Genomic DNA, 16,574 nt, shown 5'->3' with positions numbered 1-16,574 from the left:
TGGTTAATAGAGTGCTAGTTTCTCCAAAAGGACCAGAACTGTCAGAGTTGATCCAAGGCTACTGGCGTGTGAGTGATTGGAATTTAAGCCCTCAGGAGCGCCTGACATTCCTAAAGCAACATATAGATATAGGGGTTACCACCGTAGATCATGCTGATATTTACGGAGATTACTCCTGCGAACAGTTATTCGGCGAGGCCCTTAAGCTGGATAGATCTGTTCGCAATCACATCGAGATTGTCACCAAATGCAATATCAAATTGCTTTCTGAAAAATATCCAAACAGGAAAGTTAAGTACTATGACTCCAGCGCTGAACATATTCAGCACTCGGTTAATAACTCCTTAGCCCACCTCGGTGTAGAGCACATCGACATCCTGCTTCTTCACCGACCTGATGTTTTGATGGATGCAGATGAAATTGCCAGCACATTCGCCGAACTGCAGAAGTCCGGTAAGGTATTACATTTCGGCGTTTCCAACTTTACCTCCCAGCAATTTGATTTGTTGCAGTCCCGCCTGAGCTCACCACTGGTGACAAATCAGGTCGAGATTAATCCTATCAATTTTAGCGCTGCGGAGGATGGAACCCTGGATCAACTGCAGCAATATAGAATTCATCCTATGGCTTGGTCCTGCTTAGCTGGAGGGGAAATTTTTAGTGGATCAAGCACCCAGGCAACACGGTTACGAATCACCCTGGAAGATATCAAGGAGGAAATCGGGGCAGCCAGTATTGACCAGGTAATCTATGCGTGGGTACGACGCTTTCCCTCCAAGCCCCTAGCAATTATGGGGTCGGGAAAAATTGAGCGCGTTCAGTCGGCGATAGAAAGCCTGAAACTCAACTTGAGTAGAGAGCAGTGGTATAGAATATGGACCGCCTCTAAGGGAATTGAAGTTCCCTAGATCCAGCTTTCAGCCTAACAAATTATTGATTACTTGGCTTACGCAAAAAATAATTTATTAAGACTAACCTCTTGCTTAACAATTGGGGGGTGTAACTTTAATTCGGTTACACCACCCATCAACCAGATAAGTATATTTGTTCTACGGTCCCATCTGGCTTGACCACTGCATCAAGCGTCCCTGGGACATATTTTTATTTTTCTCATCCCCATTATTCATAAAAGATGCCAGTTCGGTAACTAAGTTACCCTTGCGCCAATCGTAGAGAAAGCTCGCCAATACATGGAATGCCGCATCTGAACAGTTGGAAATAATCTGCAACTGCCCATTATTATTTCCCTCCAGAGAACTCAAACGTTCCATCCACTTTCCTGGGGCAAATGCATATTGAAATGAAAGCTCTCCGCAATTAGGGTCATTATAGGCATTGCCGAAGCCTTGGGTTCCCAAAAGTTCACGCCTCAAAAAATTCCGGAACTCATTGTGTTCATTTTGGGTGACTTGCAAACCATAATACTGCGCTGTTGGGTCTGCGTTCATCCCCGTGTCATCACGCCAACGACCAGCAATAGGCCTCATACTATTGTGACGCCCGCCCACTGAGCCTTTAAATGCATCCCAAGAACTGTTGGGGTCCCAACCTACAATAGTATCAATAACACCATTGTGACCTGATATTAATGCCGTGTGCCCATTCCATGTTCTACCCAAAGAACTTTCCACCCCACCATTATTCCACCACTGCGCGTAAAACCTGGAAAAAAGAGAACCGTATGACCTCAAACTGGATACAAAACAAATACCTGCAAAATATCCTTCACACGCCCTAGGATTAAAACCTCTTCCGCTCATCGCCCACATCCTCCATAACGACTATGAATTTTTTTACCAAAATTGTTATTTAATATTTTGACAATTCAAGAACTCTTTCAATTCATCGCTAAAGCCACTGAATTATTATTTTTATTACTCAGGACCTAATGAAAATTGACAGACTTTCTATATGACTCGAGATTATTTGATACCAAATCTGGTACTACTGTGTCAACACGGAAAATATTTCAAGCTGAAGAGAAGGGGTAACTGAGAGGCAAAGTAAATATAGGAGCCATGTATCCTCTAAAATTTATCAGAGAATCGCAATCAACCCAATGGGTCCATAATAAAACTCAAGATATGAAAGGACATAAAGCAGTTATTAGATATTATTTGCTTATAACCGAGTATAGTTGAATCATGAAAATTATTAGGAAATTACAAAACAACAACCATAAGAGAACTCACATACTAAAAACTCCCGCATAAAGGATTCCTTTTATAGGTATACCTGTACAAGGAAGACTCAAAAGGCTGAGGGGAAGCTACTCTAAAGATCCTTTCTCTCATCCACAATCGCCTTTGACTTTCCCTCTCCAACCTTCTCAATCGCATTACTCACGAGCTACTCGAGCTAAAGATTTCACTCCCCCCCTACTTACTTGAGCAAAGATTTAAATGGGATAATAATTGCAAATTTCAGCCATATTTCGAAATAGATAACTTTACATATCTACAGTTCTAGGCAATTACCGACTGCTTATCGGACAAATTGATGACATTCCAATTAATTAACCAATAGACATCAAGAGAACAAAGATAAAAGAGGATAATTCGACTGATTTTGAAACTTCACTTTTGGCTCACCACATCAATGGCGTAGAGTCAGGCGAGCCCCAAGAAAGAATTTACTTATTAGCCACATCGATCGCAGGGTTACCAAGTGCACTGTTTAGAACAGAGGCCAGGCGAACTCCCCCCTGCTGCAAACGCTTTTCAAGGGAGTCCTGACAGCGCAGAAAGTACTTTTCCCCAAGTTGTGTTTCGCTGGTATAGGCGAGATCATGGGCTAAGTGATGAGACTCCCGGGCCCAAACTTCGGCCGAGGTAGACTGCCAGATCTGCCTCTCAGCCGCACTAATTTTATCCGTTTGCTCCTGAGCATAATCTTGCCAGTCTAAAAACAAACGGGCGACCATATGGATATCCCAGAGCGCATGTAAATTTGTTTCAGTTCCATAGAACTGGACCTGAACATCATTGCCCCCCTTGTCCGAATACAATCCGGTATGTAGTGGTTGGTGGAGATCTCCAACGAAATGGGCAACAAACATCAATGCTTCTGCGCGCTCCATCTTAGTGCGTGAGCGATCAGCCAATGCTTCCCGATATCTTTGAATGGCCTTCAATATACAACCCGCAGGTGGGCAGTCCCTCGCCTCATCATAAGAAGACCAGTCTCGAGACAAGTTTATATAGTGAAGCGGCGCAGCCCAGTTATAAGTCTCATCAGACCTAATTCGATCAGCCCAAGTTGTGGATTCAGCTAGGTGCGGCTCACCAACTTCATCAAGGAGCAACTCTATTTCGGCGGCTACCTCCGGGTCCAGGTAATGCCATGCAATTTCTCCAACGACCCTGTGACCATCATCTCCCCAAGCGTGTGCTTGTGTCATAGCTGTGAGTCCGAATAGTGCAACTGCTATACGGGCAATTATCAATCGTATGCTCATTGGGCATGTCCGCCAGAGTGAATTTGCTGCGTACTTTAACGCCAGTATGTGACAAGTTCACGGCTGTAATAATTTATTTATATGTGCACTACATAATCGCTTCAGCTCTTAGACAGTACCCAATAAAAATCACATAACAGTCTCCATTGGAACTTGGAACTTAAGTTGCAAGAGCAAAACTCGATAATTACTTGGGCCACTTGAGTTGGCAATTCTTTAGACCAGGAAAACGCTATGAAACCTTCTCTGTTCCCGCGCGTATTACTATCTGCGGCGATTATTTCTGTTGCCAGTATGGCGCAGGTATCTCAGGCACAGGAAACTGCAGCCGGCATTCGCGGCTCTATTTCCGGAAGCAACGGTCAAGCAATTACCAATGCGACTGTAACAGTGGTTCACACCCCCTCCAATAGCCGCCGTGAAGTAGAAGTCAGCGACGCGGGACAATTTAACCTGAGTGGCCTGCGAGTGGGTGGCCCCTACACCGTCACCATCGATTCCGAGGAAGGCCAGCGAGTTATTGAAGATATCTACCTCTCCGTTGGTGATATCCTCCCTCTGAGCCTAACCCTCGGCACTAGCGATCTGGAAGAAGTAACCGTATTGGGACAAGCGCTCAGTACCTCCCGCTTAGCTGTAGGTCCATCTTCGCACTTTAACAGTGACGACCTTGCCAGTGCCCCTTCCATTAATCGCGATATCAAGGATGTGCTACGTCTCGATCCGCGAGTTTATGTGGATGAAGCCAATGTTGATGCTATCCAGTGCGCCGGCGCCAACCCTCGCTTCAATAGCCTTACGGTTGATGGCGTACGCATGAATGACAACTTCGGTCTGAATAGCAATGGCTACCCCACTGAACGTATGCCGTTCTCGTATGATGCTATCGATCATGTCGCCGTCGAACTGGCGCCGTTCGATGTTCAGTATGGCGGTTTCAGCGCTTGTAATATCAACGCAGTGACCAAGTCCGGCACCAATGAGTGGCATGGTTCATTTTTCTACGACTACACCGATGATGGTTTCCGTGGTGATTCCCTGGAAGGTGACGATATCGATGTGGCCAGTTTTGATGAGAAGCGTTACAACGCAACTCTGGGTGGAGCCATTATCGAAGATAAACTCTTTTTCTTTACTGCCTATGAAAAGCTGGAAGGCGTTGCCACTTTTGACAGAGGACCTGCAGGCAGCAGCTCTGCCACCGAAGTACAAGGGGTTTCCCAAGAGCAGCTCAATGAGATTATTCGTATTTCCAATGAAGTCTATGGCTACAATCCGGGCGGCCTACCCACCAGCATGCCAGAAGAAGACGAAAAGCTGTTGGTGAAACTTGATTGGAATATCTCTGACGATCACCGAGCTGCGTTTACTTACAACTACAACGACGGCTTTTCCATAGCCGAGGCCGACAATGACCCCGATGAGCTGGAACTATCCAACCACTATTACGAGCGCGGAGCCGAATTAAACTCCTATGTTGCACAACTTTTCTCCGATTGGAGTGACATATTCTCTACAGAGGTGAAGATTGGCTACTCCGATTTGGACAACCGCCAAAACTCCCTGGGTGGAACTGATTTTGGTGAAGTTCAAATCACCACTTACAACGATCATGACAACGACGGCAATGACTCCCGTGCGACAGTCTATCTAGGTGCTGATGATTCTCGCCATGCCAACAAGCTGAGCTATGAAAACCTGACATTCAAGCTCGCAGGCAAACTACTGTTGGGCGAACACAACATAACAGCCGGCTATGAGCATGAGAACTTCGATGTCTACAACCTGTTTATTCAGGAGGCGGCAGGAGAATACCGTTTCGATAGTATCGAAGATTTTGAAGCTGGGATTGCCAACCGTGTAACTTATGAGAATGCAGCTGGTAGCAACAATATTTTAGACGCTGCCGCTGAATTCAGTTACAGCATCGATACACTCTACGCCCAGGATGAATATACCTTCGCAAATCTGGACCTGACAGTGGTTGCGGGACTTCGCTATGACCGCTACAGCAGTGATGACAAGCCAGTAGCTAACGCAGACATAACCTCTACTTATGGCTTTTCCAACCAGCACAATATGGATGGCCTGGACCTGCTACAACCTCGCCTGGGCCTGAGCTGGAACCTTGACGATAACCTGGAGCTACACGGCGGTATCGGCCTTTACTCCGGTGGGAATCCCAATGTATGGATTTCTAATAACTACTCAAATAATGGTGTTCTGCAAATCGAAGCCCAAGATAGAAGCGGTACCCCCCTATTTGATATGGACTGGACCAATAACGGCGATCCGATCTATGAAATCCCACAAGACCTCTATGATATGGTCGCAAATAGTGATGGTTCTGTAGGTGGGGTCAACCTGATGGATCCGGATTTTGAACTGCCATCCATCTGGAAGTATGCAATCGGCGGTAGCTACGAATTTGAATCCGGTTATTTAGCATCTATAGACTATTTGTACAGCGATTATCAAGATGCCGCAATTATTCAAGATATCTCTCTTGAGCAAGTTGACTCGACTGCTGATGGGCGCCCAATTTACGGCAGTGCCAATGGTCGCAGCGAAGACTTCATGCTGACCAATGTGGATGGCGACTCCGGTTATTCCAGCGTACTTTCTCTAGGCCTCAGCAAGTCTTTTGATTTTGGCCTGAGTATTGCCCTTGGCTATGCCTTCACCGAAGCTGAAGATGTTAACCCCATGACCAGCTCGGTGGCTTACTCCAATTACACCAAAATCGCTACCGCTGATGCACAGAATCCAGGCACTGCAACATCAAACTATGTAGTTCCCCATCGCTTCACTTTGAAACTGGATTACACCAAAGAGTTTTTCTCAGGCTACGAAACACGATTCACCTTGTTTGGTTCTGCCAATGAAGGCATTCCTTACAGCTACACGTTTGGTGATCAGATCTTTGGTGATGCCGGCTGGGATCGCGGCCTGCTCTACGTACCCACGGGCGCCGATGATGCCAATGTTGTATTTGCAGATGACTTCGATACTGAGGCCTTCTTCGCCTGGGTTGACTCTGAAGACCTGGATAGCGGGACTATGGAACGCAATTCACTTAACAGTGATTGGTGGACCAAGTTCGATTTGCGTATCGACCAACAACTACCGGGGTGGCGCACGGAAGACCGGGTTAATGCATACTTTGTTATTGAAAACCTGGGCAACCTGCTGAATGACGAATGGGGTGTTATGTATGAGGGCGGATTCCCTCGTTACCAGTCAGCGGTAACGGCCAGTATCGATGACCAAGGGCGCTACGTATTTGAGGAATTCCTGGATCCAGCGGGGCAAACCCGAGTGACCGATGCCTCTCTATGGAGTGCTCGTATGGGGATTCGCTACGAGTTCTAACCCACACTTTGTCGAATGCCGCAGCAATTGCTGCGGCCATTCCTATTTCCCTAACCAAAAACCGTTTCTCGGTGCCGATCATTTGAATAGCGACTGATAATGGGTCTTTGGAATAGCACTTTTCCCAACTTCCAAAGCCACAAGACGCCCACCTTGAGTAAATGGGAAATAAAAAAACCGCACTGAAGTGCGGTTTTTATACTGAATATCAAAGCAAGCTCTGTAAGCTAAGCACTACCCAGCCAACGCGCCAAGGTTTCCCGAAGAAGATCCTTGCTCAGAGGCTTAGTCAGAAAATCATCCATACCTGCTGCCAGGCAACGGCCCTCAAATTGCTCTTCAGTAGTACTGGTTACAGCAACAATAGGCAGGCGATCATCCGGGCGGTGCTCGGACTCCCAGCGACGCAGTATCTCGATAATCTGCGCACTGTGGTCTGTATTTTGCTGGCAATCCACTAACACCAAATCATAATGGCCTTCAGACAAGCGAACTAACGCATCATCCGCATCTACCGCTATATCTACCTGGTAACCCAGAGCCTGAAGCATTTCCTCAGTCACCCATTGATGAGGCCTAGACTCCTCCACCAACAACAAAGAGTAGTGACGCGGCTGATCCGCCCCACCGGTAACCACTCTTCGACAGCTTCTTTTCGCACCGCCAAACAGTAATCCCACTAACGCATCGTGCAGTTCTTTACGGGTCACCGGTCGACTCAGATACTGTGACGATGGTAAGAGTTGCTGCAGGCGAGCAAACTCACTTTTCTGGCCAAAGCCGCCCAGGCATACCAGGCGACTCTCTTTTTCACCAGCTTCTTGGGACTCTTCAAAGAAAGGCGTAATGGAGTCGAAAAGAGTCGAATCCCCCATTGCCGGTGCCATCATTACCAATTGGTTGCGTTCTACCGCTTGGCGAAGCAGCTGCTGGACTTCGCACTCACAACCTTCACACCAGCGGATCGACTTTACATCCATCCCAAAAGAACGCAGCACCTGCACCAAACCTGAAATAAATAGGCCTTTCTGATGAATTAACAGGACTTCAATATCCTGTAACTTTCTGTCCGGTGTGAGGTAGGTTCGCTGGTTTTGCTCGGTGGAATACTTGATCACCACCTGATAGCGGTTGCCATCTGGGGTTGAATGCAGTTGAAGGTAACCGCCCATTGCTTCGGCTAGGCCTTTAGCAATCGAGAGTCCGAGACCTGTAGTTACCTGGGTGGTATCCATACGGGAGAAGGCACCGAAAAGTTCGCTCTCGTCCGGCAATATCTCACCGCGCCCATCATCCATCAAAGTGATCGAGAGCTGCCCTTCTACCGTGGTGATCGGGTTATAAGATACCTCACCCCACAGCTCGCCTCTTTGGGCAATGCCAGTAGCGGAGTCCACCAGATTGCGAATCAGCTGGGCCGTTTTGCGATTATCCCCTGTCACCATCACCGGGAGATTGTCATCAATCTGGAAGTTAAATTCTAACTCCTGACTGTGGGCAGCTCTCGCTGCAAACTTGAATGATTTTTCTACAGTCTTAACTAGGTTAAACGGGCCCTGGCGCAACCGAATATCTTTGCGAGCCACCCGGGTAAACAAGCCCACATTATCAACCAGTTTGAGTTGCTGGCTACTGGCAACCTTGGCCAGCTCTACCCATTCGCGCTGACGGTCACTCAATGGCTCAGCTTCGAGCAGCGCTAAGGCACCAAGGGAATCAGACAGCTGACTGCGGAATTCCTGTCCGATATTAACTATGAACTCATTGGTCAGTTCAACTGCAGCTTCAGAGTGTTTGCGGGCTGCAGCCAGGCTACTCGCTCTCTGTTGCAGCTCCTGCATCGCAGACAGACGCTCCCAATAGTTCTCCGATTCGCGACGGCCCTGGTGGGCAGTCAGCCAAATAAAAGCGAGGGTGAGAGTCCCGTAGATGGTCCCCAGGATCATGCCCGAGAACAGTGCCATCAGCGCCGCTGGCAGTAGTGAGGTTGCGGTGAACCAAGTCAGGAAACGATGGTAGGGAGAAAATACGGTGGTGACACTGGAGCAAAAGATTACTGAGTAGATCCACAGGAAGTGGGTCTCAGGCGCAAACCCCATTAAATAGACAAAGTAAAATAAGGTAATGCCCCACCAGGCTGAGCCGATAATCGAGAACAGAAAGTAACGATTGCGCCAACGATTTGGTCCCGAGCCATACAGGTGGTCGAAGCGAAAAACGTAGTAGCCCCTGATCAGGGTAAGTACTACCAGGCCGATTCCCATTGTTAATAACAGGCGCGGAGCTTCTAGGCGCATGTCGCCAATAGAGGCTGCGATCAGAAATGCAAAAAGGGAGAGCACCATGCCGCGCCGGGTATATTTGGCGATACGCATATCAGTTGCGCGGCAAATACGTCTGTCTTTTTGAACCTTGAGTTCAGGGCGATCAAATATAGACATTGCGACCTTCCCTGAGAGACTGGGTATCCGGTGCCATTGAAGCTCCCTAGCCTATCCCGAGTACTTCAACCAAAACGGTCTTTATTAGAAATCCCAGCAATCCAAGCCCCAGAGCGAGGAACAGAATAAATGTTCCAAATCTACCAGCCTTGGAGTCTTTTGCCAGGTTCCAAACAATAAACACCATAAATAGAATTAGTGCACCGATTCCCAACCACAGGGAATACTCTTCAAACTGCTCAAATGTCATGCGTGCATTCGCTTAAAAAATTGGCGCGCATTGTACAGTGCTTAAGGGCAACTGGTAAGTCATTGGCAAAATCTAGTCGACCACCGTACCATTTGGTAAAACTATAAATTCAAGCACCCTGATAGTAGTCGCCATCCTCTGAAGCGTGAGTGCCGCAACGAAGCCTGCGAACCTCTTTATCCCGGTAGCGGCTGTCATGCCAGCATCTAGGAAGTGGCTCACCAGAGAGGAAGCATAAGTCAGTTTTATCGAAGACTTCTGGGTCCTGAATCTCTTCACCCCACAAATAACGGCCTACCACAGTCAGCTCGTAGGGATTCGAAAGTGTGACGATATCAGCCACTTCTACCAAATGCTTGGTGGATATGTCTTTAAAAAGCATAGTGGCACCTTTTTCCTCATTACTAATCCAGTATAGGGCTAAAGATGGCATTTCCGCCTAAAACCGCCCTCCTTCTGTGAGGGTGGGAGCGCCGATGACAGAGTGCGGTTAAGAGCTGATAGGGAGAGGCAGGCCCGAGTTCTATATTCGAGCCTGTCAGTAGGTAGGTTACTAGCCTTCGATCGTCAATCGAGCGGAGACCATACCTTCATCGGCAAGGGCATCCAGATTAATCGTGCGAACAGCCATTTTCTCCTGCATTAGGCGATTCAACCAGGGTTGCAAATCCTGATAACGGACTTCTTCAATCCACAATCGGATGCGGTTTTCACCCTCAGGCTCAAAGCGCTTAATCACAATCTGGTTTTGTTTTGCCGCACCAGTAACGCGCTGCAGAAGAGTTCCTGAAGCACTACCAGCACCACCGCCTGCGGGCTTTATTCGCTCCAGCGTCGGGCGCTGGCCCTCCATCCAGTTAACCAGCTCACGATTTTCTTCCGCTCGCAAGCGAGACTCATCAAAGAAGCCCTTTGCCGGGGAATACAGGCCATAAACTATAAAAATTACGGCTCCGAATATACTCAGCAAACCCAAGGCTCTCTGGTCATTGGGCGGAAGTGCCTGCCATTTCTGACGCCACTGTTCGATCTGTTCTTTCATTATATTGCTACCACCAATCTCTTCTTACGCCTGGCTGCTTTATATAAACCGCTGGCTCTAACGTAAGCGAATACGGCCTGAAACGCCTTTTTTCAACTCGTTCGCACCTAACAGGTCCGCCTTGATCCCGCCGCCAGATAGCTTGCTGACAAATGCATCGAGATCAGACAGGTTTTCTGCCTGAAGCTGCAACACCATTTCTCCACGCTGGCCATCAAAACGAAGGGACTGTAATTTTAATGCTCCCCCTTTGTGAGCAATCCAGACTTTGCTCAACTGTTGCATCTGGGTAGAGAAAGCACCACCCTGATTACCCGCGCCTTTCAGGAAACCTTCAAGCTGTCGGCGTATCTGGGCAGACGGTCGAGTATTCGGGAACAATTCCGTAAACATCGCCCGGGCCTGCTCTTCAGACTGGTTGCCCTTCCACTGATAAAAAGCACCGGCACCAACGAAAAACAGTAGCTGGATAACAAAACAAGCGGCAGCAACTTTAGCCGGGCGTATCCACCAAGCCGCAGCGCTCTTATTACTCGATAACTGATAATCTCCAGTTAGCAAGTTTGTTAGCAGCCCCAGCTTGAACCGTTCAATAAAGACTTCTTCCGCTGAGCGCTGGTTCAGCTGTAAGCCATCGCCAAACTGGGATTCCAACTCAGCAATCAGCAGCCCATCCTGCTCGCCAGCCCCCAGCAGTACTACCTGTTTGTTATCGATCGGCTCGCCGCTTTCAGAATCATCTTCGCCTTCGGATTCATCACCTTCATCAACTAATAGCGAACCAAGAAGAGGTTGTAAAAAATCGCGATTAACAGTTAGACCCTGCCCGGCATCTTTCCAGATATGCGCTTGGCCGCCATCCAGCCACAGGCGAATGTCACCTTCGATCAAGCTAAGTAATTCATACTCCGGCACTACAGCAGCCAGCGGCCACTGGAGCCGCTCCAACTGGGAGTGAAGCGCTTCTATTTTTTCAACATCAATGGCGTATACGCTGCAGAGATCACCGGTGCGGGGTCTGCAGGCAAAGTGTAAGTCCTCGACATCCTGGGCCAAATGCTCCTCAACCATGTAACCAATGGCACTTGCCTGGCGACGAGCTGCCTTAGGTATAGTTTCGAGACCGCTCCATACCCAGTTACCAGGCACCATCAGTAGCGCTTTGGCTCCCTCAGGGAGGTTGAGCTGAGGGAATTCAGGCTGCTCTTCGACAGCTTCAAATTCGGGACTAAATGCCTGAGCAAATTCTGAATCCAAGGCTACTTGTTGCCAATTACCCTCTTGCCACTGATGCAGGCGCAGAGTCAGGTCAGCAGTTTCGCTCAACCGCAGCAGAACCAGAGACGACCGAGGAGGCGCTGTAGGGGCTTCAATCTCGTTAATGCTTTTCTTTTTAAACATACAATTTCTAACTATTCGCTCTCTTCAGTGCTTTCGTACTCGAGCAACTCCTGCATCATTTGACCAGAAAAGGCCCGGCGCTGACGCTGGCGCACCCGAACCTTGCCATCTGTACTATTCCGAACCAGGGCAGACTCCCAATACTGCCTGTATTCGCCATCGCTTCCGAGTTGGACAGCAATTCGCGCCAGAAAGTGCTGGCTTTGAAAAGTAAAAGGCCCCGAGTTAGCGATTTCATAATCTGCATATTCACTTGTGTCACTGATATAACCGCCCGACTCGCGAAGTTGCACCAACTTGGAAACACTTGCGGAAGGCTCAATCGCCTCGATCAACTCCTCAGAAGCCGTGTTGATATTCACCAGGGTTCCTGTCTCCGGGAGGGCACACAGGAAAGGCACCAGTTTCTCCCAGTCCTCTAACTCCATATCTACTACCGATGACAATTCAGAAATATCAGTGATCATCATGTCCGGTGTTCTGTGGGCAAGTTCCCTACCCAGGTAGCCGTCATCCTCTGTCCCCGAGGTTCGCGGGGTATCACCGTCATCCACCCAATCTGCAATTGACTTGGCCAGGTCAGACTTGCCGGTAACATTATTCACCAGGCGCTGGAAGATCTCGAATTGATCACTATCGCTGCTATCAGACAAATTATTCACGTTAAAGCATGAATGTAAGTCTTTGATATTCATGCGAATTTTGCCATTATCAGGATTGAATTGCAGAACGGGGAATGCCCAGGCCTCCAAGGCATGGTCTGCGGTTTCCTCCTCTTCCTGGTCTTCCTCGAAATCCTCCAACAGCGCTACCCGTGTCCAGGCCTCAGCCGCTTCAACAAACTCTGCCAACTGTGTGTTGGCCAACAGTGCACCGCTGCGGGAAATCGCAATCTGATCGCGCAAGATAGCGTGGGATACCGCCGCGATGGCAATCACCATCACCAGCAGTACAACAATCAGAGCCACCCCTTTTTGACGAGCCAGCGAGCTCGGCATATTTCTACCTTTCATCGCCTAACGCTCGTCATCATCATCATCGTCAGCAGAGGAACTGTCTTCCGCTGCCAGTATCTGGAAGACACGCCGGATCTCCCCGTACTGTCGGGTAACGATGACAAACTCAATCGCTTGTGGAAGTCGCGTATCCGCGTCTGTATCGGGGCCGCCTGAGCTGATCGGAGGCCACTGGGCAACCCAGGCTTCAGTGTCTGGGTCCAGATATTGAAGATTTAAACTTTCGACCCCCATTAGCAGGGGCTCGGCGATGGGCGCAGAATCGGGAGACCGATCCAAGACCTGCCAGCGACTGCGCAGCAATAACCCACCTATATCGTCCTCGCCCTCCCGGCCTGTGCCGGTGGTCAGGGAGTCGATCTCAAGATCCTCGGCGTATCCGATGCTATAACTCAAACGCAATAGCTCGCCCCGAGGTTCCCCGGTGAGGTTTGCCGCACCAAGGCGCGTAAATTCCAACTCATCTTCATCACCACGTAACGCATGCTCATAACCGCTGTAGGCATTCTTTACAGCGCGGGCAGTTACCTGGCGAAAATCATTGTCTATACGGTACATCGCCATAGAAAAGCGACGTAGCTGCTCTGCCCTCTGGTCCACCATCTCTTCGGTGTCAAAAAAGAGTCCCAACAGCGAAAAGGAACCGACACTGATAATGGCGACAAGAACTAAAACTATGAGGACTTCAATGAGGGTAAAGCCCGACTGGCTGGGAAGGCGCAAAGACATATCAGTTACTCCTCCGCAGCCCAGGCATCCAGGGTCAGAGTTGGGTACTCAGCATCCAGGTGGCCTACTTCAATAATGATATGGCGCAAGCGCTCATTACTGGTGGCCTCCACTCGGGCACTAACCTCCCACTCCCTTTGCCCCAAGACCACCTGATCTGTTTGTTCCCCTAAAGGAGGCCAAGGAGTTTGCACGCGGACTTGGGAGAGCACTTGTTGGGCAACCCAGTTTGCCGAGAGGCGATCCTCCATCACCCGCTGCTGGCCAACACTACGCTGCATTGCCTTCAGAACACTGGCGGCAATAACCCCAAAAATAACCAGGGCTATCAAGACTTCTACTAATGTAAAACCGCGCTGGGCTCTCTTAAAATTCATCGGCCTGCCACTCTAGCTGCAATCCGTTCAGGCTGGTGTAAGAAATAGTCGCACCTCGAACGTCGTCGCCATTCTCAACAAGGTACATGGCAACTTCCACGGGAAGTACCTCTCCACTGGAGAGAGCAACAAATTGCGGAACGACCCGATCTTCATTGGTCTCTTCTGCAAATTCCGTGGATTCTACCGACGGCAGCTCCGCCTCAGTTATCACTTCAAGGCGAACAATTTCCGGCAATTCATGGGTGGCAAAACGCGCAGCACGCCTCCCCGACGCAACCGAATCTATCGGCATCCAGGTCATTGTTTCTTGCTCAAAATGCACCACGCTATAAGTGCCCTGCTCAAAAACAACGCCGTAATGCATTTTGTCAATCAGGGCTCGATCCGCAACCAACTGCAAAAGGGCCGACAAGCGCTGGGCTTCTTTTTGCCACACGCGCCCGCCGGAATTCCCCATCGATAGAGTCGCCATGCCAGCCAGAGAGGCGATGATGACAATCACTACCAACAGTTCGATCAGCGTAAAGCCACGGCTTCGACCGATGCTATACATCAAGTGCAAATTTCAAGTGTTACAGGTCAGTAACGTAGATATCAGCAGCTTCGCCCTCACCGCCCGCTTTGCCATCGGCACCGAGGGTGAATAGGTCGTAGGCACCGGCACTGCCTGGACTGATGTACTGATATTCATAGCCCCAGGGATCTTTTGGCGCTTTCTTCAGGTAGGGCTCAGTCCAGTTCTTCGCTTCGGGGAAGCCGGATGGGCGGGATACCAGTGCCATGAGGCCCTGATCAGAGCTGGGGTAGACAAAGTTATCCATGCGGTAGAGGTCCAGTGCAGTCTCGATAGCTTTCAGGTCAACCCTGGCCGCTTTCATTCGAGCTTCGCCGGTCTTGCCAAGAACATTAGGTACAACCAGTGCACCAAGCACCCCGAGAATTACGATCACCACCATAATTTCAATCAGGGTAAAGCCACCACTTTTACGTAGGGTTTTCATTTTTCTCTCCTAGTTCACTCTAACTCTGGGAACCCCAAGGGTCACGATACCCTTCGTGACCCCAATTATTTAAAAGTCACCAAATCAGTAAATTACACGATTCCCCAGCCTAAAGCAGCAACATGCCCAGCAAAACTGCCGCTCCCAGCCCAACAAGAATCTTCGACGCCTCTAGCAGTGTAAAGCCGGCGCTGTTGCGCAAGGATTTCATACCAACCTCCTGAAGCAGCTACGCAATTTCTCTTTGACCTACACCTAATTTGAGCATTAAACAACCAATTCGTTCATGCTCAGAATTGGCATCATAATAGCCATAACGATGAACAACACGATGGCAGCCATTATCAGCAGCATCAGAGGTTCAAAGATGCTCACAAAGGCAGTTACCGCACCCTGCAAATCCTGCTCTTGCGAATCCGCCGCACGCTGAAGCATTTCATCGAGAGTGCCCGAAGATTCACCACTTGCGATCATATAGATCATCATCGGTGGGAAATAGCCTACATCTTCCAGGGCTTTACGAAGGCTCCCGCCCTCGCGCACGCTCTTTTGAGCCGCATCGAGTCGGTCTTTAAGGAAGGTATTGGTCATTACTCCACCGGCGATACCCATGGCTTGAACCAGCGGCACACTGCTGCCCGTAAGAATCGCCAGGGTCCCTACATAGCGAGCACTCTGTGTCCCTCGCATCATCCAGCCAATAATTGGCAGCTCCAGCAAACGGTGGTGGAAACGATACCGAATTGCCGGGCGCCGCAGCATCATCACAGCGCCAAAAATGAGCGCCCCAAGTGCCGGCGGCACCAGCCAGCCCCAGGCAGAAATAAAATCGCTCATGGAGACCAGGATGCGGGTAGCCAGCGGCAAAACCTGCCCGGTGCCGGTAAATACCTCGATAACATCAGGTACCACGTACACCATCAAACCGGTTACAACCAATACACAGATAAATACCAAAACAACTGGGTAGATCAGAGCCAGCTGCACCTTCTGCCGAAATTGCTGCTGCCCTTCCGTATAGTCACCAAGGCGATCCAGCACCGCATCCAAATGACCAGAGTGCTCCCCTGCTTCAACCGTAGCGCGATAGAGTTTGGGGAATGCCCGTGGAAAACTGCTCAGGGCCAAGGCGAAACTGTGCCCTTCAAGAATTTTGCCCCGAACAGCCAATACCACGCGTTTGATTTTTTGGTTGCGTGTCTGGTTGGCAATGGCCCCAAGGGTTTCTTCCAGGGGAATTCCCGCTCGAAGCAAGGTGGACATCTGCCGAGTTAGCAGGGCCAGGTTTTTAACACTCAGCCCAGGGCTACCAGATAGAAAGCTGGCGCCGCCCTTCTCTTCTTTTTCGGTAGCTGCACTGACTTCCAGGGGCACCATGCCTTTCGCGCGCAGTTGCTGCCGCGCAGCGCGCGCGCTATCCGCCTCGAGCGTACCGCGACTCTTGCGGCCGGATGCTGCCAGCGCTGTATACTCAAAAGCTGCCAC

Annotated in this window: 15 protein-coding genes; 2 read left to right on the top strand and 13 right to left on the bottom strand. The window is 49.5% G+C overall.

Going from position 1 to position 16,574, the window contains the following annotated elements; genetic code table 11:
• Positions 1-11 precede the first annotated feature (11 nt).
• A complete protein-coding gene (locus tag ACJJI1_RS19045; protein WP_444957643.1) occupies positions 12-908 on the top strand; it encodes an aldo/keto reductase in 897 nt (298 codons plus the stop codon).
• Between the two features lie 141 nt (positions 909-1,049).
• On the opposite strand, the gene ACJJI1_RS19040 is transcribed toward ACJJI1_RS19045, so the two are convergent.
• Positions 1,050-1,760, bottom strand: coding sequence for a hypothetical protein (locus tag ACJJI1_RS19040; protein ID WP_444957642.1), 711 nt, complete (start codon positions 1,758-1,760; stop codon positions 1,050-1,052).
• An 872-nt stretch (positions 1,761-2,632) separates the two neighbouring features.
• On the bottom strand, positions 2,633-3,457 hold the full coding sequence (locus tag ACJJI1_RS19035; protein ID WP_444957641.1) for a S1/P1 nuclease: 825 nt from the start codon (positions 3,455-3,457) through the stop codon (positions 2,633-2,635).
• Positions 3,458-3,691: 234 nt separating this feature from the next.
• Between ACJJI1_RS19035 and ACJJI1_RS19030 the strand changes: the two genes are divergently transcribed.
• Complete coding sequence (locus ACJJI1_RS19030) at positions 3,692-6,829, top strand: TonB-dependent receptor (RefSeq protein WP_444957640.1); 3,138 nt, start codon at positions 3,692-3,694, stop codon at positions 6,827-6,829.
• A gap of 227 nt (positions 6,830-7,056) precedes the next feature.
• Here the strand turns inward: ACJJI1_RS19030 and ACJJI1_RS19025 are convergent, their stop codons facing one another.
• The 11 genes from ACJJI1_RS19025 to gspF form a co-directional block, all read right to left on the bottom strand.
• Entirely contained in the window at positions 7,057-9,270 is a 2,214-nt protein-coding gene (locus ACJJI1_RS19025) for a hybrid sensor histidine kinase/response regulator (RefSeq protein WP_444957639.1), read from the bottom strand.
• A gap of 46 nt (positions 9,271-9,316) precedes the next feature.
• A complete protein-coding gene (locus ACJJI1_RS19020) occupies positions 9,317-9,520 on the bottom strand; it encodes a DUF2788 domain-containing protein (protein WP_282932717.1) in 204 nt (67 codons plus the stop codon).
• Positions 9,521-9,629: 109 nt separating this feature from the next.
• A complete protein-coding gene (locus ACJJI1_RS19015) occupies positions 9,630-9,902 on the bottom strand; it encodes an acetyltransferase (protein ID WP_282932716.1) in 273 nt (90 codons plus the stop codon).
• A 171-nt stretch (positions 9,903-10,073) separates the two neighbouring features.
• A complete protein-coding gene (locus ACJJI1_RS19010) occupies positions 10,074-10,562 on the bottom strand; it encodes a type II secretion system protein M (RefSeq protein WP_444897209.1) in 489 nt (162 codons plus the stop codon).
• A gap of 57 nt (positions 10,563-10,619) precedes the next feature.
• Positions 10,620-11,963, bottom strand: a complete 1,344-nt coding sequence (gene gspL / locus ACJJI1_RS19005) for a type II secretion system protein GspL (RefSeq protein ID WP_444957638.1) — start codon at positions 11,961-11,963, stop codon at positions 10,620-10,622.
• Positions 11,964-11,974: 11 nt separating this feature from the next.
• A complete protein-coding gene (gene gspK / locus ACJJI1_RS19000; RefSeq protein WP_444957637.1) occupies positions 11,975-12,961 on the bottom strand; it encodes a type II secretion system minor pseudopilin GspK in 987 nt (328 codons plus the stop codon).
• Between the two features lie 18 nt (positions 12,962-12,979).
• The gene (locus ACJJI1_RS18995) at positions 12,980-13,708 is read right to left on the bottom strand and encodes a type II secretion system protein GspJ (protein WP_444957636.1); all 729 of its coding nucleotides are present in this window, start codon (positions 13,706-13,708) and stop codon (positions 12,980-12,982) included.
• 5 nt (positions 13,709-13,713) lie between these two features.
• Positions 13,714-14,085 carry a type II secretion system minor pseudopilin GspI gene (gspI, locus tag ACJJI1_RS18990; RefSeq protein ID WP_444897205.1) on the bottom strand — a complete coding sequence of 124 codons (372 nt, stop codon included), beginning with the start codon at positions 14,083-14,085 and terminating at the stop codon, positions 13,714-13,716.
• Positions 14,075-14,641: a type II secretion system minor pseudopilin GspH gene (gene gspH / locus ACJJI1_RS18985; RefSeq protein WP_444957635.1), complete on the bottom strand. Its 567-nt coding sequence runs from the start codon at positions 14,639-14,641 to the stop codon at positions 14,075-14,077. Before gspH ends, gspI begins: the two co-directional genes overlap by 11 nt.
• Before the next feature lie 19 nt (positions 14,642-14,660).
• Positions 14,661-15,089: a type II secretion system major pseudopilin GspG gene (gspG, locus tag ACJJI1_RS18980; protein ID WP_282932708.1), complete on the bottom strand. Its 429-nt coding sequence runs from the start codon at positions 15,087-15,089 to the stop codon at positions 14,661-14,663.
• Between the two features lie 267 nt (positions 15,090-15,356).
• Complete coding sequence (gene gspF / locus ACJJI1_RS18975; RefSeq protein WP_413665695.1) at positions 15,357-16,574, bottom strand: type II secretion system inner membrane protein GspF; 1,218 nt, start codon at positions 16,572-16,574, stop codon at positions 15,357-15,359.

The sequence above is a fragment of the Microbulbifer maximicatervae (SeqCode) genome, from assembly GCF_052467065.1.
The sequence above is the reverse complement of the archived record's forward strand: the minus strand, read 5'-3'. Positions and strand labels throughout refer to the sequence as shown.

Coding starts and splice junctions, on each gene's coding strand:
- ACJJI1_RS19040 (WP_444957642.1), bottom strand. CDS start 1,760: ATGAGCGGAAGAGGTTTTAATCCTAGGGCGTGTGAAGGATATTTTGCA.
- ACJJI1_RS19035 (WP_444957641.1), bottom strand. CDS start 3,457: ATGAGCATACGATTGATAATTGCCCGTATAGCAGTTGCACTATTCGGA.
- ACJJI1_RS19030 (WP_444957640.1), top strand. CDS start 3,692: ATGAAACCTTCTCTGTTCCCGCGCGTATTACTATCTGCGGCGATTATT.
- ACJJI1_RS19025 (WP_444957639.1), bottom strand. CDS start 9,270: ATGTCTATATTTGATCGCCCTGAACTCAAGGTTCAAAAAGACAGACGT.
- ACJJI1_RS19020 (WP_282932717.1), bottom strand. CDS start 9,520: ATGACATTTGAGCAGTTTGAAGAGTATTCCCTGTGGTTGGGAATCGGT.
- ACJJI1_RS19015 (WP_282932716.1), bottom strand. CDS start 9,902: ATGCTTTTTAAAGACATATCCACCAAGCATTTGGTAGAAGTGGCTGAT.
- ACJJI1_RS19010 (WP_444897209.1), bottom strand. CDS start 10,562: ATGAAAGAACAGATCGAACAGTGGCGTCAGAAATGGCAGGCACTTCCG.
- gspL (WP_444957638.1), bottom strand. CDS start 11,963: ATGTTTAAAAAGAAAAGCATTAACGAGATTGAAGCCCCTACAGCGCCT.
- gspK (WP_444957637.1), bottom strand. CDS start 12,961: ATGCCGAGCTCGCTGGCTCGTCAAAAAGGGGTGGCTCTGATTGTTGTA.
- ACJJI1_RS18995 (WP_444957636.1), bottom strand. CDS start 13,708: ATGTCTTTGCGCCTTCCCAGCCAGTCGGGCTTTACCCTCATTGAAGTC.
- gspI (WP_444897205.1), bottom strand. CDS start 14,085: ATGAATTTTAAGAGAGCCCAGCGCGGTTTTACATTAGTAGAAGTCTTG.
- gspH (WP_444957635.1), bottom strand. CDS start 14,641: ATGTATAGCATCGGTCGAAGCCGTGGCTTTACGCTGATCGAACTGTTG.
- gspG (WP_282932708.1), bottom strand. CDS start 15,089: ATGAAAACCCTACGTAAAAGTGGTGGCTTTACCCTGATTGAAATTATG.